The organism is Streptomyces sp. NPDC026538, from assembly GCF_055567535.1.
Genome location: NZ_JBVHQG010000011.1, coordinates 1 through 20,737, shown reverse-complemented (window position 1 = coordinate 20,737; position 20,737 = coordinate 1). Strand labels below are relative to the sequence as shown.

Annotated in this window: 16 protein-coding genes and 1 pseudogene; 12 read left to right on the top strand and 5 right to left on the bottom strand. The window is 73.3% G+C overall.

Annotation, left to right across the window (positions count from 1 at the left end):
* The first annotated feature begins 22 nt into the window (after window positions 1–22).
* On the top strand, window positions 23–1,729 hold the full coding sequence (locus ACZ4N4_RS35245; protein WP_467596527.1) for a proline--tRNA ligase: 1,707 nt from the start codon (window positions 23–25) through the stop codon (window positions 1,727–1,729).
* A gap of 280 nt (window positions 1,730–2,009) precedes the next feature.
* Here the strand turns inward: ACZ4N4_RS35245 and ACZ4N4_RS35240 are convergent, their stop codons facing one another.
* From ACZ4N4_RS35240 to ACZ4N4_RS35230, 3 genes are read right to left on the bottom strand one after another with little or no spacing between them, the layout of a single operon-like run.
* Window positions 2,010–2,903, bottom strand: a complete 894-nt coding sequence (locus tag ACZ4N4_RS35240; protein WP_453576068.1) for an aminoglycoside phosphotransferase family protein — start codon at window positions 2,901–2,903, stop codon at window positions 2,010–2,012.
* Between the two features lie 31 nt (window positions 2,904–2,934).
* Entirely contained in the window at window positions 2,935–3,435 is a 501-nt protein-coding gene (locus tag ACZ4N4_RS35235; RefSeq protein ID WP_467596524.1) for a ferritin-like domain-containing protein, read from the bottom strand.
* Window positions 3,432–3,965, bottom strand: coding sequence for a hypothetical protein (locus ACZ4N4_RS35230; RefSeq protein ID WP_453576064.1), 534 nt, complete (start codon window positions 3,963–3,965; stop codon window positions 3,432–3,434). Before ACZ4N4_RS35230 ends, ACZ4N4_RS35235 begins: the two co-directional genes overlap by 4 nt.
* Window positions 3,966–4,181: 216 nt before the next feature.
* Between ACZ4N4_RS35230 and rimP the strand changes: the two genes are divergently transcribed.
* From rimP to ACZ4N4_RS35185, 9 genes are all read left to right on the top strand, one after another.
* On the top strand, window positions 4,182–4,691 hold the full coding sequence (rimP, locus tag ACZ4N4_RS35225; RefSeq protein ID WP_467596521.1) for a ribosome maturation factor RimP: 510 nt from the start codon (window positions 4,182–4,184) through the stop codon (window positions 4,689–4,691).
* 2 nt (window positions 4,692–4,693) lie between these two features.
* A complete protein-coding gene (gene nusA, locus ACZ4N4_RS35220; protein ID WP_360497183.1) occupies window positions 4,694–5,680 on the top strand; it encodes a transcription termination factor NusA in 987 nt (328 codons plus the stop codon).
* A 135-nt stretch (window positions 5,681–5,815) separates the two neighbouring features.
* Complete coding sequence (locus tag ACZ4N4_RS35215; protein WP_384486657.1) at window positions 5,816–6,085, top strand: YlxR family protein; 270 nt, start codon at window positions 5,816–5,818, stop codon at window positions 6,083–6,085.
* 154 nt (window positions 6,086–6,239) lie between these two features.
* Window positions 6,240–9,374: a translation initiation factor IF-2 gene (infB, locus tag ACZ4N4_RS35210; RefSeq protein ID WP_467596517.1), complete on the top strand. Its 3,135-nt coding sequence runs from the start codon at window positions 6,240–6,242 to the stop codon at window positions 9,372–9,374.
* A 159-nt stretch (window positions 9,375–9,533) separates the two neighbouring features.
* Window positions 9,534–9,827 carry a DUF503 domain-containing protein gene (locus ACZ4N4_RS35205; protein WP_467596515.1) on the top strand — a complete coding sequence of 98 codons (294 nt, stop codon included), beginning with the start codon at window positions 9,534–9,536 and terminating at the stop codon, window positions 9,825–9,827.
* Window positions 9,828–9,867: 40 nt separating this feature from the next.
* Window positions 9,868–10,347, top strand: a complete 480-nt coding sequence (gene rbfA / locus ACZ4N4_RS35200; protein ID WP_453576054.1) for a 30S ribosome-binding factor RbfA — start codon at window positions 9,868–9,870, stop codon at window positions 10,345–10,347.
* Complete coding sequence (gene truB, locus ACZ4N4_RS35195; protein WP_467596512.1) at window positions 10,344–11,249, top strand: tRNA pseudouridine(55) synthase TruB; 906 nt, start codon at window positions 10,344–10,346, stop codon at window positions 11,247–11,249. The genes rbfA and truB overlap by 4 nt, the downstream gene beginning before the upstream one ends.
* A gap of 256 nt (window positions 11,250–11,505) precedes the next feature.
* The gene (locus ACZ4N4_RS35190; protein ID WP_467596510.1) at window positions 11,506–15,132 is read left to right on the top strand and encodes a trypsin-like peptidase domain-containing protein; all 3,627 of its coding nucleotides are present in this window, start codon (window positions 11,506–11,508) and stop codon (window positions 15,130–15,132) included.
* A 120-nt stretch (window positions 15,133–15,252) separates the two neighbouring features.
* Window positions 15,253–16,203, top strand: a complete 951-nt coding sequence (locus ACZ4N4_RS35185; RefSeq protein ID WP_467596507.1) for a bifunctional riboflavin kinase/FAD synthetase — start codon at window positions 15,253–15,255, stop codon at window positions 16,201–16,203.
* Between the two features lie 81 nt (window positions 16,204–16,284).
* On the opposite strand, the gene ACZ4N4_RS35180 is transcribed toward ACZ4N4_RS35185, so the two are convergent.
* A complete protein-coding gene (locus tag ACZ4N4_RS35180) occupies window positions 16,285–19,035 on the bottom strand; it encodes a MinD/ParA family ATP-binding protein (RefSeq protein WP_467597039.1) in 2,751 nt (916 codons plus the stop codon).
* Between the two features lie 34 nt (window positions 19,036–19,069).
* Here ACZ4N4_RS35180 and ACZ4N4_RS35175 point away from each other — a divergent pair, with 34 nt between their 5' ends.
* The gene (locus ACZ4N4_RS35175; protein WP_467597072.1) at window positions 19,070–19,903 is read left to right on the top strand and encodes a hypothetical protein; all 834 of its coding nucleotides are present in this window, start codon (window positions 19,070–19,072) and stop codon (window positions 19,901–19,903) included.
* Window positions 19,904–19,926: 23 nt separating this feature from the next.
* On the opposite strand, the pseudogene ACZ4N4_RS35170 reads toward ACZ4N4_RS35175, so the two are convergent.
* Window positions 19,927–20,007 (bottom strand): annotated as a pseudogene (locus ACZ4N4_RS35170) (SCO5717 family growth-regulating ATPase); the annotation flags it as partial.
* Between the two features lie 346 nt (window positions 20,008–20,353).
* On the opposite strand from ACZ4N4_RS35170, the gene ACZ4N4_RS35165 reads away from it, so the two are divergent.
* A partial coding sequence (locus tag ACZ4N4_RS35165) for a hypothetical protein (RefSeq protein WP_467596505.1) occupies window positions 20,354–20,737 on the top strand: 384 nt, incomplete at its 3' end.

The following is a 20,737-nucleotide window of genomic DNA, read 5'->3' as shown; positions in this document are numbered from 1 at the left end:
TCCCGGCAGGAGTACGAGAACCATGGCGAACGCACCGGTCCAACGCATGTCCCAGTTGATGGCGAAGACGCTGCGTGACGACCCGGCGGACGCCGAGGTCCTCAGCCACAAGCTCCTCGTCCGCGCCGGCTACGTCCGCCGCACGGCCGCCGGCATCTGGTCCTGGCTGCCGCTCGGCCTGAAGGTGCTGTCCAACATCGAGCGGATCGTCCGCGAGGAGATGGACGCGATCGGCGCCCAGGAGGTGCTGCTTCCGGCCCTTCTGCCCCGGGAGCCGTACGAGGCGACCGGCCGCTGGGACGAGTACGGCCAGGAGCTGTTCCGCCTCCAGGACCGCAAGGGCGGCGACTACCTTCTCGGCCCCACCCACGAGGAGATCTTCACCCTGCTGGTGAAGGACCAGGCGTCCTCCTACAAGGACCTGCCGGTCACCCTCTACCAGATCCAGAACAAGTACCGGGACGAGGCCCGCCCGCGGGCCGGCATCCTGCGCGGCCGCGAGTTCCTGATGAAGGACTCCTACTCCTTCGACCTGGACGACGAAGGCCTCGCCAAGTCGTACGCCCTGCACCGCGAGGCGTACCAGCGGATCTTCGAGCGCCTCGGCCTCGACTACCGCATCGTCGCCGCCACCGCCGGTGCCATGGGCGGCTCGAAGTCGGAGGAGTTCCTGGCGCCGGCCGAGGCCGGCGAGGACACCTTCGCCGACTGCCCGAACTGCGACTTCGCGGCCAACACCGAGGCGATCACGTATGAGCTGAAGGCGGTGGACGCCTCCGGCGTGGCCGCCCTCGAGGAGATCCCGACCCCGGACACCCCGACCATCGAGACCCTCGCCGCCCACCTCGGCGTCCCGGCCTCCGCCACCCTGAAGAACCTCCTGGTGAAGGTCGACGGCGAGATCGTGGCGGTGGGCGTACCGGGCGACCGCGAGGTCGACATGGGCAAGGTCGAGGAGCACTTCGCCCCGGCCGCCGTCGAGCTGGTCACCGAGTCCGACTTCGCCGGTCGGCCCGACCTGGTCCGCGGCTACGTCGGCCCGCAGGGCCTCGGCGAGAAGGTGAAGTACATCGCCGACCCGCGTGTGGCCGCGGGTACCGCCTGGATCACCGGTGCCAACAAGGTGGGCACGCACGCCAGGAACGTCGTGGCGGACCGTGACTTCACCGTCGACGAGTACGTGGATGTCGTCGTCGTGCTGGAGGGCGATCCCTGCCCGAAGTGCGGCACCGGCCTCAAGCTGGACCGCGCCATCGAGATCGGCCACATCTTCCAGCTGGGCCAGAAGTACACCAACGCACTCAAGCTCGATGTCCTCGGCCAGCACGGCAAGCCGGTCCGCGTGACGATGGGCTCCTACGGCATCGGCGTCTCCCGTGCCGTGGCCGCCCTCGCCGAGCAGACCGCCGACGAGCACGGTCTGGTCTGGTCCCGCGAGGTCGCCCCGGCCGACGTGCACGTCGTCGCCGCCGGCAAGGCCCTGCAGACCGAACTCGCCCTGGACGTCTCCGAGAAGCTGCGCGCCGCCGGGCTGCGTGTCCTGGTCGACGACCGGGCCGGGGTCTCGCCGGGTGTGAAGTTCACGGACGCCGAGCTGATCGGAGTGCCGCAGATCCTGGTCGCGGGCCGCCGCTCCGGCGAGGGTGTCCTGGAGCTGAAGGACCGCAAGACGGGCGAGCGCGAGGAGCTGACGGTGGACGAGGCGATCGCCCGCCTCACCGCGAACTGAGCTTCAACTCCCGCCGCGGCGGCCCCTGGTGACACACCGGGGGCCGCCGCGGCTTTTCAGGAACTGCTCAGGCAGTTCTTCCTGGCCGCGGCGGCCGGGGTGTTCGCCCTGGTCGGCACGGAGCGGGCGGACGCCGACACGACGGCGAGCAGCAGCACCGGCACCCAGACACCCCGAAAGGGGCGCGGGGCTGTGTCGATGTGCGGCTCCGCCGCGCGGGCGCGACCAGCCGCGACATCTCGCGGTCCGCGGACAACCGAAGCCGCCCGAACCGTCCGACCTAAAGCCACCCGGCGAATTCAAGCAACAGCTCGGAGTCCTTCGGCCGCCCCACCCGAAGCGCCCGCACACCCGACTCCACGGCCCGGAACAACGTCCACCCCCGCAACCGCTCCTGGTCCACCTCGAGCGACTCCGCGAGCCGCTTGATCCGCCGCCGCGTGATCGTCGCCCCCGACGACGAGGCGATCAGATCCTCCACCCGGTCCCGCACCAGCCGCGCCAGATCGAACGCGCACTCCCCGACCACCGGGTCCGGCCCCACCGCCAGCCACGGCAGCCGCTCCCCGGCCAGCACCTTGCTCTGCCGGAACGTGCCATGCAGCAACCGCCGTTCAGGAGGCGCGGCCAGCAATTCGTCCCGGGCCACGAGCGCCGCGTCCACCAGCGGGGTCACCTCGAGGTCGGCGGACGCCCGCATCGCCGTGGCCTGCCGCCCGGTCCGCTCCGCCACCGTCTCGAAGACGGGCCCGTCCGGCGGCTCCACCCACAGCCGCCGCAACGTCCCCGCCGCCTCCAGTAACGCCTTCGCCTCGGGCAGCGACCGCACCGAGACCTCCGGATGCAGCCGCTCCAGCAGCAGCACCCCGTCGGCCCGGTCCGCGTCCAGCAGCCGTACGGCACCCAGGCCGCCCCAGTGCGCCAGCGCCGCGGCCTCGCTCTCCGGCCGGGCCCGCCGCGGCGCCAGCTTCAGCACCGCCGGTGTCCCGTCCGCCCGTCGCACCAGCAGGACGACGCTGCTGCGGCCGCCGGGTACCTGCACCCGCTCCACGGTCAACTCGCGTAGTGCGACGGCACGTTCCACCGCAGCCGGCAGCTTCTCCAGCCACTCGTCACCGTCCGGCGCCGTCTCACCGAGCGCCCTCACCAGGCGCTGCGGCGGTTCGAAGGCCATACGCGAGTCGTTCCTTTCCTGCTCTGGTGCTCTACGGAGTTGCCGTGACCGAAGGTGTGGCCGAAGGCGAGGCCGGACCGCCGGCCCGGCCCAGCGGCGCGTCCCGTTCGACGAGCCCAGGGAAGGCTACGCTCTGCCCGCTCCACCGCACCGCCCGCACCGCGGCCTCCCGCAGCGCCGCGGCCGCCGACCCGCGCCGCGTGCCGGAGGAGGCCCGGACCAGGTCGGAGTACACGTCGGCCACCCGCTCCTCCAGCTCGGTGGCGAGCCGTAGGGCCGTCACCGCGTCGGTGACGGCGAACGGCAGCGCGTAGGCCGCGCTCGCGGCGACGGGCGCGGCGCCCAGGTCCCGCACCTCACGGGCGAGCGCGTCCCGGCGGGCCCGGTGCGCGTCGTAGGCCGAGCGGGCCTCGGTCAGCCGCTGCGTGCCGATCCGGCCGCCGACGACGCCGTACCCGTAGACCGCCGCGTGCTCGGCCGCCAGTGCCGCCTGGAGCGCCCTCAGCACGCCCGCCTCGGCCTCGTCGCTCACTTCTCACCCTCCGTCAGCAGGTAGGCGTGCGCGGACCCGGACGCCGCCACCCCGGCCAGCAGCCGCGCCAGTTCGCCGGGCACGTCCAGCAGTTCCTTGGCCCGCCGGTCGGCGAGGGCGCGCTCGGCGGCGGCCAGCGAGGCGAGGGCTGACTTCTCGTCGGCCGGAACCTCGGGGGCGGCCGACGCGGCCGCCACGGCCGAGGGGGAGCCCGTCGCGGTGGGCGAGGCCGTGGTCGCCGTCCCCTCCGTGAAGGCCGCAGCGTGGGCCGCCACCTGGGCCCGCAGCGGCCGCAGCCGCTCCGCGAGCCCGGGGTGGGCGGCGAGGACGGCGTCGTACTGCCGGAGCAGCGCCTGGCTGTCCCGGGCCGCACGCGCGCGTGCCCGCGCGGTGACCGACGTGCCGCCGCCGCGGCCGGCGGAGTCGGTGTCGGCGGAACAGCCCGCCAGCACGGCGGCCGAGGCCGCCGAGACGATCAGGCTCCTTCTGCGTACTCCCCAAGGGGTACGCGGCGGCGGGGGGAACGGCACGGCAGACGTCCTCGGGGAGCTGGAAACGAAGAAACGCGAAAGCAATGGGACACGGGACGGACCCGCCCGTGATCACCGTACCCGCGCACCTGTCCGAAGCCACTCATCGGCACCGTCCGTACCCGGGTGGACGGCAACACTCCTCACGACCGGATACCCTTTGACCAGACACGCGACCCAACCCACAACAGCACACGCGGCCGAGGAGTCACCCGGATGAGCACGACCCAGAGCGAGAGGCTGCGAGAGCTCCTGGAACCGCTCGTCACCTCTCAGGGCCTGGATCTCGAAGAGATCGCCGTGGACTCCGTCGGACGCAAGAGGGTGCTGCGCGTGGTCGTCGACTCCGACACCGGGGCCGACCTGGACCAGATCGCCGATGTGAGCCGTGAGCTCTCGGCGAAGCTCGACGAGAGCGACGCGATGGGCGCGGGCGAGTACACCCTCGAGGTCGGCACCCCGGGCGCGGAGCGCCCCCTCACCGAACACCGGCACTACGTGCGTGCCGTGGACCGCCTGGTGAGATTCCAGCTGGCTGAGGGCGGGGAACTGGTCGCGAGAATCCTGGACGTCGACGACGAGGGCCTCGATCTCGAAGTGCCCGGCGTCAAGGGCCGCAAGGCCACCAGCCGCAGACTCGGCTTCGGCGGGATCGAGAAGGCGCGTGTGCAGGTCGAGTTCAACCGCAAGGACAAGAAGGACATGACGGAAGAAGAGGAGGCGTAGCCGTGGACATCGACATGAGTGCCCTGCGGGGCTTGGTTCGGGAGAAGGAGATCTCCTTCGACCTGCTGGTCGAAGCGATCGAGTCGGCCCTCCTCATCGCCTACCACCGCACCGAGGGAAGCCGCCGACACGCGCGCGTGGAGCTCAACCGGGAGACCGGGCATGTGACCGTGTGGGCGAAGGAGGACCCCGAGGACCTGGAGGAGGGGCAGGCACCCCGCGAGTTCGACGACACCCCGTCGGACTTCGGGCGGATCGCCGCCACCACCGCCAAGCAGGTCATCCTGCAGCGGCTCCGGGACGCCGAGGACGACGCCACGCTCGGCGAGTACGCCGGCCGTGAGGGCGACATCGTCACCGGCGTGGTCCAGCAGGGTCGCGACCCGAAGAACGTGCTCGTCGACATCGGCAAGCTGGAGGCCATCCTGCCGGTGCAGGAGCAGGTGCCCGGCGAGACCTATCCGCACGGTATGCGGCTGCGCTCGTACGTCGTCCGGGTGGCCAAGGGCGTCCGCGGACCCTCCGTCACGCTGTCCCGCACCCACCCGGCACTGGTGAAGAAGCTCTTCGCGCTCGAGGTGCCGGAGATCGCCGACGGGTCCGTCGAGATCGCCGCCATCGCCCGCGAGGCCGGTCACCGCACGAAGATCGCGGTCCGCTCCACCCGTTCGGGCCTGAACGCCAAGGGCGCCTGCATCGGCCCCATGGGCGGCCGGGTCCGCAATGTCATGGGCGAGCTGAACGGCGAGAAGATCGACATCGTCGACTGGTCGGACGACCCGGCCGAGATGGTGGCGAACGCGCTGTCGCCGGCCCGGGTCTCCAAGGTGGAGGTCGTGGACCTGGCGGCCCGGTCCGCCCGGGTGACCGTGCCTGACTACCAGCTGTCACTGGCGATCGGCAAAGAGGGGCAGAACGCCCGTCTCGCCGCCCGGCTCACCGGCTGGCGGATCGACATCCGGCCGGATACCGAACAGGTGTCCGAGTAGAGCACTCTTCCCCTCGCCGGGGGTTCACCCGGACGAGGGGAATAGTTCCAAGCCGCAGGTCGCTTGGATTACGACAACAGCCGTTCGATCTTTGCCCCGAAGGGGTGAGGTCGGTGCGGGGAGGTAGACTTAGTAGTGTCTGGCCGGACGCGTGCCCGCGTATGCCCTGAGCGCACCTGTGTGGGGTGCAGGCAGCGAGCGGCCAAGACCGAACTGCTGCGGATCGTGGCGGTCGAGGACGAATGTGTCCCCGATCCTCGCGGTACGCTGCCCGGCCGGGGTGCGTACGTACACCCCGCCCAGGTCTGTCTGGACCAGGCGGTGCGCCGCCGGGCACTCCCGAGGGCGCTCCGCGTCCCGGGTCCGCTGGACGTAAAGGCGTTGCGCCCCTACGTCGAGCAGTAACACCGTAAGAAGCGTCGTACGGAACGTCCGTGCGGCTCTGGTACCCCGCGAGTTGGAAGTAGGTCGAGATTGCGATGAGCACTCGATGAGCACGCGATGAGTACGCCCATGAAGTAGCGACGGTCCGGACACACCCGGACCTAAAAGGAGCGAAGTGGCTAAGGTCCGGGTATACGAACTCGCCAAGGAGTTCGGGGTGGAGAGCAAGGCCGTCATGGCCAAGCTCCAGGAACTCGGTGAATTCGTCCGTTCGGCGTCCTCGACGATCGAGGCGCCCGTTGTACGCAAGCTGACAGACGCCTTCCAGGGCGGTGGCAACGGCAAGTCCGCCGGCAAGCCCGCCCCGCGCAAGGCTGCCCCCAGGCCCGCCGCGCCCTCTCCGGCGCAGGCGGCACGCCCGGGTGGTGCCCCCAAGCCGGGCGCGCCGCGTCCGGCCGCCCCGCAGCCGTCGGCCCCTGCGGCGCCCGCCCCCGCGGCCTCGGCCTCGGCGGCGCCCTCGGCTCCGGCTCCGGTCACCCCCGCGCCGGCCGCCTCCGGCCCGCGCCCGGGCCCGAAGCCCGCTCCGCGTCCGGCCCCGGCCGCGCCCGAGTTCACCGCCCCGCCGGCCCCTCCGGCCGCCCCGGCACAGAGCCCGGCCGCCGCACAGGGCCAGCGTCCCGGTGGCGCTCCCCGTCCGGGTCAGGGCGCCCCGCGCCCCGGCGGTCGTCCCGCCCCCGGTCAGGGACAGGGCCAGGCCCGTCCCGGTCAGGGCGGCCAGCGTCCCGGTGAGCGCGCCCCCCGTCCGGGCGGTGCCCGTCCGGCCGGTCCGCGTCCGGGCAACAACCCCTTCACCTCCGGTGGCTCCACCGGCATGGCCCGCCCGCAGGCCCCGCGCCCGCAGGGCGGCGCGCGTCCCGGCCCCGGCGGTCCCGGCGGTGCTCCCCGTCCCCAGGCGCCCGGCGCCCAGGGCGGCGGCCCGCGTCCCCAGGCTCCCGGCGGTTCCCGTCCGAGCCCGTCCGGCATGCCCCGTCCGCAGGGCGGTCCGCGTCCCGGCGGCGGTTCCGCGGGTCCGCGTCCGAACCCCGGCATGATGCCGCAGCGTCCCGCTGCCGGCCCGCGTCCCGGCCCCGGTGGCGGCGGTCGCGGTCCCGCCGGTGCGGGTCGTCCCGGCGGCGGCGCCGGTCGTCCCGGTGGCGGCGGCGGCTTCGCCGGTCGTCCCGGCGGCGGCGGTGGCGGCGCCCGTCCGGGCGGTGGCGGCGGCTTCGCCGGTCGTCCCGGCGGTCCCGGCGGCGGTGGCGGCGGCTTCGGCGGCGGTCCCGGCGGTGGCGGCGGCGGTCGTCCCGGCTTCGGCGGGCGTCCGGGCGGTCCCGGCGGCCGTGGTGGCACGCAGGGCGCCTTCGGCCGTCCCGGCGGTCCGGCGCGTCGCGGTCGCAAGTCGAAGCGGCAGAGGCGCCAGGAGTACGAGGCCATGCAGGCCCCGAGCGTCGGCGGCGTGATGCTGCCGCGCGGCAACGGCGAGACCATCCGTCTCTCCCGCGGCGCGTCGCTCACCGACTTCGCGGAGAAGATCAACGCCAACCCGGCGTCCCTCGTCGCGGTCATGATGAACCTCGGCGAGATGGTCACGGCCACGCAGTCCGTCTCCGACGCGACCCTCGAGGTCCTCGCCGGCGAGATGAACTACACGGTCCAGATCGTCAGCCCCGAGGAGGAGGACCGCGAGCTGCTCGAGTCCTTCGACATCGAGTTCGGCGAGGACGAGGGCGACGAGGACGACCTGGTGGTCCGTCCGCCGGTCGTCACCGTCATGGGTCACGTCGACCACGGTAAGACCCGGCTCCTCGACGCCATCCGCAAGACGAACGTCATCGCGGGCGAGGCCGGCGGCATCACCCAGCACATCGGTGCCTACCAGGTCTCCACCGAGGTCAACGACGAAGAGCGCAAGATCACCTTCATCGACACCCCGGGTCACGAGGCGTTCACCGCCATGCGTGCCCGTGGTGCGAAGTCGACCGACATCGCGATCCTGGTCGTCGCGGCCAACGACGGCGTCATGCCGCAGACGGTCGAGGCGCTCAACCACGCCAAGGCGGCCGACGTCCCGATCGTCGTCGCGGTCAACAAGATCGACGTCGAGGGCGCCGACCCGACCAAGGTGCGCGGTCAGCTCACCGAGTACGGGCTGGTGGCCGAGGAGTACGGCGGCGACACGATGTTCGTCGACATCTCCGCCAAGCAGGGTCTGCACATCGACTCCCTGCTGGAGGCCGTGATCCTGACGGCCGACGCCTCGCTCGACCTGCGGGCCAACCCGAACCAGGACGCGCAGGGCATCTCGATCGAGTCCCGCCTCGACCGCGGCCGTGGTGCCGTGGCGACGGTCCTCGTCCAGCGAGGCACCCTGCGGGTCGGCGACACGATGGTCGTGGGCGACGCCTACGGTCGCGTCCGCGCCATGCTCGACGACAACGGCAACAACGTCGCCGAGGCCGGACCGGCGACGCCGGTCCAGGTCCTGGGTCTGACCAACGTCCCGGGTGCCGGCGACAACTTCCTGGTGGTCGACGAGGACCGTACGGCCCGTCAGATCGCCGAGAAGCGTGCCGCCCGTGAGCGCAACGCGGCCTTCGCCAAGCGCACGCGCCGTGTCTCCCTCGAGGACCTGGACAAGGTGCTCAAGGCCGGCGAGGTCCAGCAGCTCAACCTCATCATCAAGGGTGACGCTTCTGGTTCCGTCGAGGCGCTCGAGTCGTCCCTGCTCCAGCTGGACGTCGGCGAAGAGGTCGACATCCGCGTCCTGCACCGCGGCGTCGGTGCGGTCACGGAGTCGGACATCGACCTGGCGATGGGCTCGGACGCCATCGTGATCGGCTTCAACGTCCGCGCGGCAGGCCGTGCGGCGCAGATGGCCGAGCGCGAGGGCGTGGACGTCCGGTACTACTCGGTCATCTACCAGGCGATCGAGGAGATCGAGGCGGCCCTCAAGGGCATGCTCAAGCCGGAGTACGAAGAGGTCGAGCTCGGTACGGCGGAGATCCGCGAGGTCTTCAAGTCGTCCAAGCTGGGCAACATCGCGGGTGTTCTCATCCGCTCCGGCGAGGTCAAGCGCAACACCAAGGCGCGCCTGGTCCGTGACGGCAAGGTCATCGCGGAGAACCTCAACATCGACGGTCTGCGCCGCTTCAAGGACGACGTCACCGAGATTCGGGAAGGCTTCGAGGGCGGTATCAACCTCGGAAACTTCAACGACATCAAGATCGACGACGTCATCGCGACGTACGAGATGCGCGAGAAGCCGCGGGTGTAACCCGACGGTTGGTGCTGGCCGACGGGACTTCGGTTCCGTCGGCCAGCGCTTTTCCCGGCCGCCTGCGGCCGGGAAAGTCGGTCGAGCCCCCGCCGGGGACGGGGTACCGTTCCTGACAGGGCCATCGATCCCGTACCGGCGGGTGAACCGGATACATACATGTACGTGGGGACTCTGTCCTTCGACCTCCTCCTCGGCGACATCCATTCGCTGAAGGAGAAGCGCTCCGTCGTCCGCCCGATCGTCGCCGAACTCCAGCGGAAGTTCGCCGTGAGCGCGGCCGAGGTGGACCACCTGGACCTTCACCGCAGGGCCGGCATCGGCCTCGCCATGGTCTCCGGCGACGCCGCGCACCTGACCGACGTGCTCGACCGGTGCGAACGGCTGGTCGCCGCCCGCCCCGAGGTGGAGCTGCTGTCCGTCCGACGGCGCATCCACGGCGACGACGACTAGACCTGAGAACGACACAGAAGAAAGAACGGGAGACGGACCAGTGGCCGACAACGCGCGTGCCAAGAGGCTGGCGGACCTCATCCGAGAGGTGGTGGCCCAGAAGCTGCAGCGCGGGATCAAGGACCCGCGGCTCGGCACCCACGTCACCATCACGGACACCCGGGTCACGGGTGACCTCCGGGAGGCGACCGTCTTCTACACGGTGTACGGCGACGACGAGGAGCGGGCAGCGGCCGCGGCGGGCCTGGAGAGCGCCAAGGGCGTGCTCCGCTCGGCGGTCGGCGCCGCGGCGGGCGTGAAGTTCACGCCGACCCTGACCTTCGTCGCGGACGCCCTTCCGGACACCGCGAAGACCATCGAGGACCTGCTCGACAAGGCACGGGCCTCGGACGCGAAGGTCCGCGAGGTCTCCGCGGGCGCCGCCTTCGCAGGTGAAGCGGACCCGTACAGGAAGCCGGGTTCCGACGACGAGGCGGACATCGCCGCCGACGCCGACGAGACGGACGACGCCACCGAATGACCAGCAAGCCCACCCCGCCCGACGGCCTTGTCATCGTCGACAAGCCGTCGGGCTTCACCTCGCACGACGTCGTCGCCAAGATGCGGGGGATCGCCCGCACCCGGCGCGTCGGGCACGCCGGCACCCTCGACCCGATGGCCACCGGCGTCCTCGTCCTCGGCATCGAGCGGGCGACCAAGCTCCTCGGGCATCTCGCCCTCACCGAGAAGGAGTACCTGGGGACCGTCCGCCTGGGGCAGAACACCCTCACCGACGACGCCGAGGGCGAGATCACCTCGTCCACCGACGCCTCCGGGGTCACCCGCGAGGCCGTCGACACCGGCATCGCCAAGCTGACCGGCCGCATCATGCAGGTGCCGTCCAAGGTCAGCGCCATCAAGATCGACGGTGTCCGGTTGTACAAGCGCGCCCGGGAGGGCGAGGACTTCGAGATCCCGGCCCGGCCGGTGACCGTCTCGTCGTTCACGGTCTACGACGTCCGGGACGCCGTCGCCGAGGACGGCACCCCCGTGCTCGACCTGGTCGTCTCGGTGGTCTGCTCCTCCGGCACCTACATCCGTGCCCTCGCCCGCGACCTGGGCGCCGACCTGGGCGTCGGCGGCCACCTCACGGCGCTGCGCCGGACGCGCGTCGGACCGTACAAGCTGGACTCCGCACGCACCCTCGACCAGCTCCAGCAGGAGCTGACCGTGATGCCGGTCGCCGAGGCGGCCGCGGCCGCGTTCCCGCGCTGGGACGTCGACGCCAGACGGGCCGGTCTGCTCACCAACGGGGTGCGGATCGACATGCCCGAGCAGTACGCGGGCGTCGGTCCCGTCGCCGTGTTCGACCCCCAGGGGCGCTTCCTCGTGCTCGTCGAGGAGCAGAAGGGCAAGGCCAAGAGCCTCGCCGTGTTCGGCTGAACCGTCCGGTGTGCCCGTGGAGCGGCGACCACGGGGTCTGGCGCCGCCGCCGCTCCACGGTCCCCCCTCGGTTCCCCCACCCCTAGGGTGTATCCACCTGTCCCGGGCTATTCACCCGACCGAGCAGGCGCTCGGAGTGAACCGGGGGAGCGGAGGGGGGCGCGTTCGCCACCCGCTCTGTCCCGCTGATCATTTCGCGCCTACCGTCGAGCTCAAGGGCCCAAGGGCACGGATGTACGGGCGGGGAGGTTCGATCATGGCCGGACGGGGCCCGCGGACCGGGAGCGGTCGCCGCACGGCGGACGGTACCCGGGAGGCACGACAGGACACCTGGCCGGAGCCCGACGACCGGCTGGTCCGGGTCCGCGACCTCGCCGGGCGCCCGCGGGGCACCGGCTTCCTCGCCGACCACCACGGCACCCTGGTCACCAGCCACGAGGCCGTCGACGGGCTGGCCCGGATCGTGCTGCACGCGGCCGGCGACCGCACCTGCGTGGTCGACTCGGACGCGGTCACCCCGCTGCCCGCCCACGACCTGGCCCTGATCCGCACCGAAGGCCTCTGCGTGGACCCGCTGCCGATCACGGTACGGGAGCGGATCCCGGCCGGAACCTACGTCCGGATCGCCGCCGACCGCTGGCGCGAGGCCCGGGTACTGACCGCGACCCAGGTGACGTACACCGCCACCGACCGCTTCCATCTCCTGCACGACGCCCTGGAGTTGGCGATGGGCACGGCCGGCCGGGACGCGCTGCGCCTGGGCGGCGGGGCGGCCGGCGGCCCGGTCCTCGATGCGGAGACCGGCGCGGTCCTCGGCGTGCTGGGCACCGCCCTCCAGTCCGGCCAGCGGGACGTGGGCTTCGCCGTCTCGCTCCACCACCCCGACAGCGCCCCTCTGGCCGACCTCCTCACCCGCAACGCCGCGACGGTCCCCGCCTACGGCACCGACCTCAACCTCGCAGGCATCCTGGAACTGACAGCCACATCGGTGGGTCAGGACGGCCCCCCGGGCGCCCTGGCCGGTTACGTGGGCCGTTCCACTCCTCGCATGTCGGCGCCGGGCACTGGAGCGCCCCACAGGGGCGCGGGGAACGGCGCGACAAGCCCCCACACCCCCGCGGACGAACACACCGACCCCATCCAGCCCGTCGAGCGAGCGGCAACCTCGGAACAACTGTCGGCCTTCGCCGAGGACACCGGCACCGACAAGACCAACGGGACCGTCCTGGCCCTCGTCGGCGCCCCCGGAACCGGCCGCACCACCGAACTCGCCGCCCTCGCCGCCCGCCGCAACCGCGGACCGCACCCCGCCCCCACCCTCTGGCTCCGCGGCGCCGACCTCAAGGACGCCGACGACTCCGTCGCCGACGCGGCCCGCCGCGCCCTGGAGCGCGCGGTCCGGATCGTCGCCGCCTCCCGCTCCCAACTCCCCGGCGACCTGGGCGAACTGACCGTGGAGCGGCTGGCCCGGCTCGCCACCCGGGCCGGACGTCCGCTCCTCCTCCTGCTGGACGGCCCGGAGGAGATGCCACCGTTCCTCGCCCACCGGCTCTCCGCCTGGACCGCGGGCACCGCCGCATGGCTGCGCGACACCGGCGCCCGGCTCCTCGTCGCCTGCCGCGAGGAGTACTGGGAGCGGGCCGGCGCCGAGTTCCCGCCCGACCTGCTGCACCGGGGCACCGGCAACCCCTCCTGCGTCCGGCTGACCGACCTCACCCCCGACGAGGCCCGCCGCGCCCGCTCCCGCTACGGCGTGCCCGACGGCGCCCTCACCGACCGCGACGCCCGCCACCCCCTCACCCTGCGCCTGCTCTCCGAGGTCCGCGCAGCCCTCCCGGACGCCCCCGCCGACGGCCCGATCGACCGGCACGACGTCTTCGCCGCCTACCTGGACCTGCTGTGCCTGCGCATCGCGGTCCGGCTGGCCGCCGAGAACGGCCTGCGCGGTACGGCCGTACGACGGCTCGCCGCCCGTGTCTCCGGCCAGGTGCACGAGGCCGCCCGGCGCAGCCTCGGGCCCGGCCAGGGCGAGCTGGACCGCGAGTCGTTCGAGGCGGTGTTCCCCTGGGGGCCCGTCCCCGCGCACCTCGGCGGCGGCTCCGGCTGGGCCTCCGCCGTGCTCACCGAGGGCCTGCTGGTCCCGGCGGGCGGCGGCTACCGCTTCGCCCACGAGGAACTCGCCGACTGGATCCAGGGCATGCACCTGGACCTGGACGAGGCCCTGCACGCCCTCGTCCACCGCCCCCGGACCGCCCGGAGCGCCCACCCCCTGCCCGTGCCGCACCACCGGGTCGGACCGGTCGTCCAGGCGCTGCTGCTCCTCGACCGCCAGTACGGGCCGGCCCAACTCGCCCCGCGGCTCAACGACCTGGCGCACGCCCTCGACCTCGACCCCGGCTCCTGGTGGGCCGCCCGGCTGCTCGCCCAGACCCTGCTGCGGCTGCCCGACGCCACGCCGTACACGGGAGTGCTGCGGCTGCTCGCCGACCGGGTCGTGGGCCGGCAGCGCACCGCGGCCACCGAGTTCGGGCCGGATTTCTGGACCGCGCTCACCCTGCCCGACACCGAACGCTTCGATCTGCTGCGGAGACTGGTGCGCGCCGACGAGCCGCTCCCGGAGACCGCGGGCCTCGGCCGCTTCGGGGCCCGGCCGACGGGGGAGACCCCCGAGGGCACGGCCCCGCGCTACCTGGACGCCGTCGCCCGGCTGCTCGCCGCCGACCCCGCCGCCGTACAGCCGTATCTCACCCGGTGGTTCGACGACGAGCGGCCGTTGCCCGCGATGCCGCATGCCACCGTGGCGACCGCGGCCCAGGCGCTGCTGCACACCCACCGGCACCGGGCACTGGACGATCTGACCGAGGTGCTGGTCGACGCCGCGCACCGGCGGGGCGACGAACTGCTCGCCGTGCTCGCCGAGGACGAGCCGTCCGCGGTGTGCCGGGCCGTCGACCGCTGGGCGCACGACGAGCGCCCGGCCCGCCGGGTGGCCGCCGTGGCCCACGGGCTGCGCGCCGCCCCGCACGTCCGCAGCGAGCCCGACCGTGAACTGCTCCGCTACGCCGCGCTCGCCCTGCTCGCCCGCCCCGCCGACTGCACCCTGCACGGCGGCGCCCTCGCGCTGCTGGTCCGGGATCCGCGGACCCGGGCCCGCCATCTCCCGCAGGCGCTCGGGCACTTCGCCACCGGCGACCCGCAGCTCGCGCCGAGCGCCCTGGTCCCCGCCCTGGCCACCCACCCCGACGACGTCCTGGAGGCCTTCCGCAGCAGGCTGCGCGGGCCCGGCGCCGGACAGGTGCTGCGCGCCCTCGCCGACGTCACCGCACCGGCCCTCGCCCACCGGATCAACGAGCTGGTCCTCGAGGCCGTCGAGCTGCGTCCGGAGACCGCCGGGCAGGTGGCCGGGTTCGTCGAGCGCCGCCTCGACCAGGGTCCTGGGGCCCGTGCCGTCCTGCTGCCGCTGGTCACCGGGCTGCTCGACGACGGCCCCGAGCCGGTCCGGGCGGCTCTGGCCACCGTCCTGGGCGCGGCCGGCACCCCCGTCTCGCGCCCGCTGCGCCGGGAACTGCTGGAGTTCCTGCTCGCTCACGAGCGGGACCCCGGCGTCCTGGACGCGCTGCTGCACGCGGCCGCCGTACAGCGCGAGGACGACGGCGACCAGATGCGCGAGCTGGTCAGGCGCACCGGTCTGCTGCTGGTCCGCACCCCGGACGGGGCGACCCGGTTCGACCGCGGACTGGTCGACCTGGGCCGGCACGTGCCCGGATTCGCCGCCCTGATGGCCCGCTGGCTCACCGACACCCCGGAGGAATGGGCCGCCGTGGTGGGGCCCAGCACCCGGCGGATGCTGGGCAACCTGGCCGGTGTCCGGGTGCCCGCGTGAGGCGCCGGACACGTGCGCCAGGTCACAGCGACCGTGCCGGTGTGAGACGGGTCCGGCAAACATGGCACCCTTAGACCTGCGTAAGACGGACAACGGACACAGGTTCGAGGAGCGGTCACAGTGCAGCGCTGGCGTGGCTTGGAGGACATCCCCGAGGACTGGGGGCGCAGCGTCGTCACCATCGGTTCTTATGACGGGGTGCACCGCGGTCACCAGCTGATCATCCGGCATGCCGTGGACCGCGCCCGTGAGCTGGGCATTCCCGCGGTCGTCGTCACCTTCGACCCGCACCCCAGCGAGGTCGTCCGCCCCGGCAGCCACCCGCCGCTGCTCGCCCCGCACCACACCCGCGCCGAGCTGATGGCGGAGCTGGGCGTGGACGCGGTGCTGATCCTGCCCTTCACCACCGAGTTCTCGCGGCTGTCCCCGGCCGAGTTCGTGGTCAAGGTGCTGGTGGACAAGCTGCGCGCCAAGGCCGTCGTCGAGGGCCCCAACTTCCGCTTCGGCCACAAGGCCGCGGGCAATGTCGATTTCCTCGCCGAGCAGGGCAAGGTCTACGACTTCGAGGTCGAGGTCGTCGACCTGTACGTGCGCGGCGAGGCGGGCGGCGGCGAGCCGTTCTCCTCGACCCTGACCCGGCGCCTGGTCGCCGAGGGTGACATGGCGGGTGCCCGGGAGATCCTGGGACGCCCGCACCGGGTGGAGGGCGTGGTCGTACGCGGCGCCCAGCGCGGCCGTGAGCTGGGCTTCCCGACGGCCAACGTCGAAACGCTGCCGCACACCGCGATCCCGGCCGACGGCGTCTACGCCGGCTTTCTGCACGCCCAGGGCGAGGTGATGCCGGCCGCGATCTCCGTCGGCACCAACCCGCAGTTCGACGGCACCGAGCGCACGGTGGAGGCGTACGCCATCGACCGCGTCGGCCTCGACCTGTACGGACTGCACGTCGCCGTCGACTTCCTGGCCTTCGTCCGCGGCCAGGCCAAGTTCGACTCGCTCGACGCGCTGCTGGAGCAGATGGCCGAGGACGTCAAGAAGTGCCGTGAGCTGGTGGCGGCCGAGGACGCCTGACCAGGGCCTCAACCAGGGGTTCGGTTCTACGCCGAAGGGCGGCCGGTGCGGTGAGGCACCGGCCGCCCTTCGGCGTTTCGGCTACTGCTGCGGAGGCTGCGGCGGCTCCTGGGGGTGCGGCGGCTGGGGCTGGCCCTGCTGCGGCTGCTGCGGGAAGCCGTAGCCGCCGGGCGGGGCCGGGGGAGCGGGGGGCTGGGCGCCGGGCTGCGGATAGCCGTAGCCCGGCTGCGGCTGCTGCTGCGCCTGCGGGGGATACGGCTGGCCCGGCTGCTGCGGATGGGGCTGGGCCCCGGGCTGGGGCCGGCCGTAGAGCTCCTGCTGCGGAGGCTGTCCCGGCTGCTGCGGATAAGGCTGCTGCGGGTACGGCTGTCCCGGCGCGTACGGCTGCTGCTGGCCCGGGGCCTGCGGCGGGGCGTACTGCTGGGCGGGCAGCGGCTGGGCGGCCAGCGGCTGGCCCGGCATCGGCGGGGCGGCGACCGGCGGCGGGTTGCCGTCGCTGGTCCACAGGCCGTGCATCTGCTGGTGGCGTACGAAGTCCTCCGCGACCATCGCCGCGAGGTTGAAGTACGCCTCGCGCACCTTCGGCCGCATCATGTCGAGGTCCACCTCGGCACCGGCGGACAGGTGCTCGTCGAAGGGCACGACCACGACACCCCGGCAGCGCGTCTCGAAGTGCTGCACGATGTCCTCGACCTTGATCATCTTGCCGGTCTCGCGGACTCCGGAGATCACCGTGATCGACCTCGACACCAGGTCGGCGTACCCGTGCGCGGACAGCCAATCCAGGGTCGTACTGGCGCTGCTCGCCCCGTCCACCGACGGCGTCGAGATGATGATCAGCTGGTCGGCGAGGTCCAGCACCCCGCGCATGGCGCTGTAGAGCAGACCGGTACCCGAGTCGGTGAGGATGATCGGGTACTGCCTGCCCAGGACGTCGATCGCGCGCCGGTAGTCCTCGTCGTTGAACGTGGTCGAGACGGCCGGGTCGACGTCGTTGGCGATGATCTCCAGGCCGGACGCGGCCTGGGAGGTGAACCGCCGGATGTCCATGTAGGAGTTGAGGTACGGGATCGCCTGGACCAGGTCACGGATCGTGGCGCCGGTCTCCCGGCGCACCCGGCGGCCGAGCGTGCCGGCGTCCGGGTTGGCGTCGATGGCCAGGATCTTGTCCTGGCGCTCGGTGGCGAGGGTGGAGCCGAGCGCGGTCGTCGTGGTCGTCTTGCCGACACCGCCCTTGAGGCTGATCACCGCTATCCGGTAGCAGGACAGCACCGGCGTACGGATCAGGTCCAGCTTCCGCTGCCGCTCGGCCTCCTCCTTCTTGCCGCCGAGCTTGAACCGCGAGGGTGCGGCACCGGGCCGACCGCTCTTCGCCTTCTGCTTCTTGTTGTTGAGCAGCCGGTCGGAGGACAGCTCCACGGCCGCGGTGTAACCCAGCGGCGCCGCACCGGGGTTGGTCATCTGCCGCTGGTCGTGCTGCATGGGCTGCGGCCAGGCGGCACCGACCCGCGGGTCGACCGGGGGCTGGGGGGCCTGCGGCGCCTGCTGCTCCGGGTACGGGGCCGGAGCGGGCGGCTGGGCGGGCTGGGCGGCGCGCGGGTCCTGGGAGGCCTGCGGCTGCGCGCCGGGCTGCGGGAAGCCGTAAGCGCCGGGCGGGGCCTGGGGCGCCGGGGGCTGCGCGGCCGGCTGCGGGAAGCCGTAACCGGCAGGCGCGGGCGCCTGGGGCACGGGAGCGCCGGGATAGCCGTAACCGCCTGGTGCGTCGGGCTGCTGCGGCTGTTCGGCCGGGGGAACGGGGGGCTGGGCGGCGGGCTGCGGGAAGCCGTAACCGGCCTGCGCCTGCGCCTGCGGCGGCACGGGGGCGCCCGGCTGCTGGGCCGGCGGCTGGTGCCAGGCGGCGGGCGCGGGCTGCGGTGCCTGCGGCGGCTGGAACGCCGGCTGCTGCCCGGGCCCGCCCGCGGGACCCTGCGTGGACGCCTGCGGTGCCTGCGGCTGACCGGGCGTCGGCTCCGACGGTGCCGACTGGGCCGGCCAGTGGGCGGCCGGTGCGGGGGCCGCGGGCTGGTAGGACGGCGGCAGCGGCGGCACCACGGCCGGCGGCGTCGGGGGCGTGGGCGGCGTAGGCGGGGGAGTCCAGGCGGTGGGCGGCGCGGCGACCTCGGGAGCCGGGGGCGCGTCCTGCGGCGCGGGCGCGGTGGTTACGGCGTCCTGGGGCGCCGGCATGGCGGCTACGGCGTCCTGCGGCGTGGCGTGTGCGTCCTCGGGCTCGGCGGTGTCCTCGGGGGCCACGGTGTCGGCGGCATCGTCGGACGCGGAGTGCGCCTCGCCCTCGGCACCGTCGTACTCGCCGACGTCATCGGCGTCATCGGTGTCGGCGAACGCGTCCTCGGGCTCGTCCTCCTCGGTGTCGTCCACCGGGGCGGCCTCCTGGGCGGGTTCGCCGGTCTCGGCGGTACCGCCGGAGTCGGCGTCGTCGAGGGGGGCCTCGTCCTCGGTGCCGTTCTCGTCGCCGTCGACGTGCGGCGAGCCGTCCGAGGCCCTGGCGCCGGAGTCGACCAGCAGCGCGATGACATCGGCCGCCGACCGCTCCTCCTCGTCGGCGCCGTCCTCGGCCCGGACCTCGTCCTCGTCCTCGGCGCGGCTCTGTTCGGCCGCCGCGTCCTTGGCCGCGGCTGCCTGCTCGGCGGCCTCGGCGATGTCCCGCTTCAGCGCGCCGGCGGAGAACCGCATCGTCGCCCCGCTCTCCAGGTCACCGTTGTCCGGCTCGGGCTCTGGCGCCGGTTCCTCGGCGGCGGGCCGCTGCGGTTCGAAACCGACCGGCAGCTTCGGCACGGCGGCCGCGCTGTCCGCGGGCGGTGCGGCAGGGGTGAACGGCGCGGCGACCGGGGCCGGCGGAGCGGCCGGCGCCCCTGCGTCCGCGCTCGGGGCAGGCGGCGTGAAGGGCGCTCCCGGTGTGGCGGTGGGCGCCGGAGTGGACGGCGCTCCCGGAGTCGAGGCGGGCGCGGGAGTGGACGGCGCTCCCGGAGTCGAGGCGGGCGCGGGAGTGAACGGTGCTCCCGGAGTCGAGGCGGGCGCGGGAGTGAACGGTGCCCCGGGTGTTGCCGTCGGCGGCGGGGTGAAGGGCGCTCCCGGAGTTGACGCGGGCGCGGGAGTGAACGGAGCTCCGGGCGTTGACGTGGGCGGCGGCGTGAACGGTGCCCCGGGCGCGGCGGCAGGCGCGGACGCCGGCGGCGTACCCGGCGCGGAACCGGTCGGCGGCGTGAAGGGCGCGCCCGGTGTGGCGGTGGGTGCCGGCGTGAAGGGCGCGCCCGGCGTGGCGGTGGCCGGAGGGGTGAAGGGCGCGCCCGGCGTCGCGGCGGGCGGCGGGGTGAACGGTGCCCCGGGCGTTGCCGTCGGCGGCGGGGTGAAGGGCGCTCCCGGAGCCGACGTCGGCGCGGGAGTGAACGGACCACCGGGACCCGGCCTTCCGCCCCCCTGCTGGGCATGCGGCGGGGGAGTCAGTCCGGGGATCGGCGCCCCCGGCGGGAACGGCGAACGGGGCTGCGCGGCAGGCGTCGTACCGGAGGCGGACCCCGGAGCCCCTGCCCCGCCGGGCGCACCGGACCGGTCGCCGGACCCCGGCCCGCCGGCGCCCTCGGTGCCGTCGCCCGCTCCCGGGCCGCCCGCCGCGTTCTGCGTGTACCAGGCGGGCGGCGCGTAGTCGATCGTGAACTCGCCCGTCATCTCGTTGAGTGACTCCGCGTCGGGCTGGTCTTCGCCGGGTGTGGCCCAGCCCCCGCGGATCCCGTCCCGATCGCTGCTCACAGTTCCTCCTGGTGTGGTCGAGCACCCTCATGCCGTGCCGGCGCGACGACCATGTCGTGTCGTTCTCAGCATCCGTATTCGTTTGAGGTAGTCCGATCCACCGGCTCTCCCCCTCGGGGGCACCGACGTCTTGTTCACGGTCCTGACGTCGCGCCCCCCTCCCAGCCTAATCACCGGGAGCCGAACCTCGGCAGGCCCGTCCGTCTCAATACGGACGTCCGCCTGGTCACACCCTGCCCTGAACTCCTGTGCAGAGCTTTCGTATTGCCCCACCATCGATGAATAAAACGGGCAAGAACCGTCAGTTCGGGCACCAGTTGACCGCGCGAGGGGCGGGGAGTGCGAGATGTGCGCGGCAAAAGCCGCAGTCTCCCCGGAAGTTCCGTCGTACGCGGAGCGCGAAGCAGAGAAGAAAAGGGAAGAAAGGGGGCGTTCGGGTTCGGCGTCCCGACCTGCGCACCGGCAATCCGCGCCGGGCCTGCAAGAGCTCTGTCCGTCTCCAGGACGGCTGTACGGCCCCCGGCGCGGCGACCGTTACTTCTCCGCAGGCTTCTTCGGCCACCTGGAGAACGGCGAGGGCGTGGTCGTCGGGCGTCGGCAGCGCCCGGAAGAGCTGAGCCCGGTTGTGGGGGGGGGAGGATTATTGTCCCTTCCCCACCCCACCGCCGGTGTCTCGGTTGACCGGCCGCCGTTTTTTTCTTTTTCTTTCCTGTTGAACTCCCACCCCCGC

Excerpts from the sequence above, each read along its gene's own strand:
- ACZ4N4_RS35205 (WP_467596515.1), top strand. The coding sequence starts at position 9,534 with ATGTACGTGGGGACTCTGTCCTTCGACCTCCTCCTCGGCGACATCCAT.
- truB (WP_467596512.1), top strand. The coding sequence starts at position 10,344 with ATGACCAGCAAGCCCACCCCGCCCGACGGCCTTGTCATCGTCGACAAG.
- ACZ4N4_RS35245 (WP_467596527.1), top strand. The coding sequence starts at position 23 with ATGGCGAACGCACCGGTCCAACGCATGTCCCAGTTGATGGCGAAGACG.
- ACZ4N4_RS35190 (WP_467596510.1), top strand. The coding sequence starts at position 11,506 with ATGGCCGGACGGGGCCCGCGGACCGGGAGCGGTCGCCGCACGGCGGAC.
- ACZ4N4_RS35240 (WP_453576068.1), bottom strand. The coding sequence starts at position 2,903 with ATGGCCTTCGAACCGCCGCAGCGCCTGGTGAGGGCGCTCGGTGAGACG.
- rimP (WP_467596521.1), top strand. The coding sequence starts at position 4,182 with ATGAGCACGACCCAGAGCGAGAGGCTGCGAGAGCTCCTGGAACCGCTC.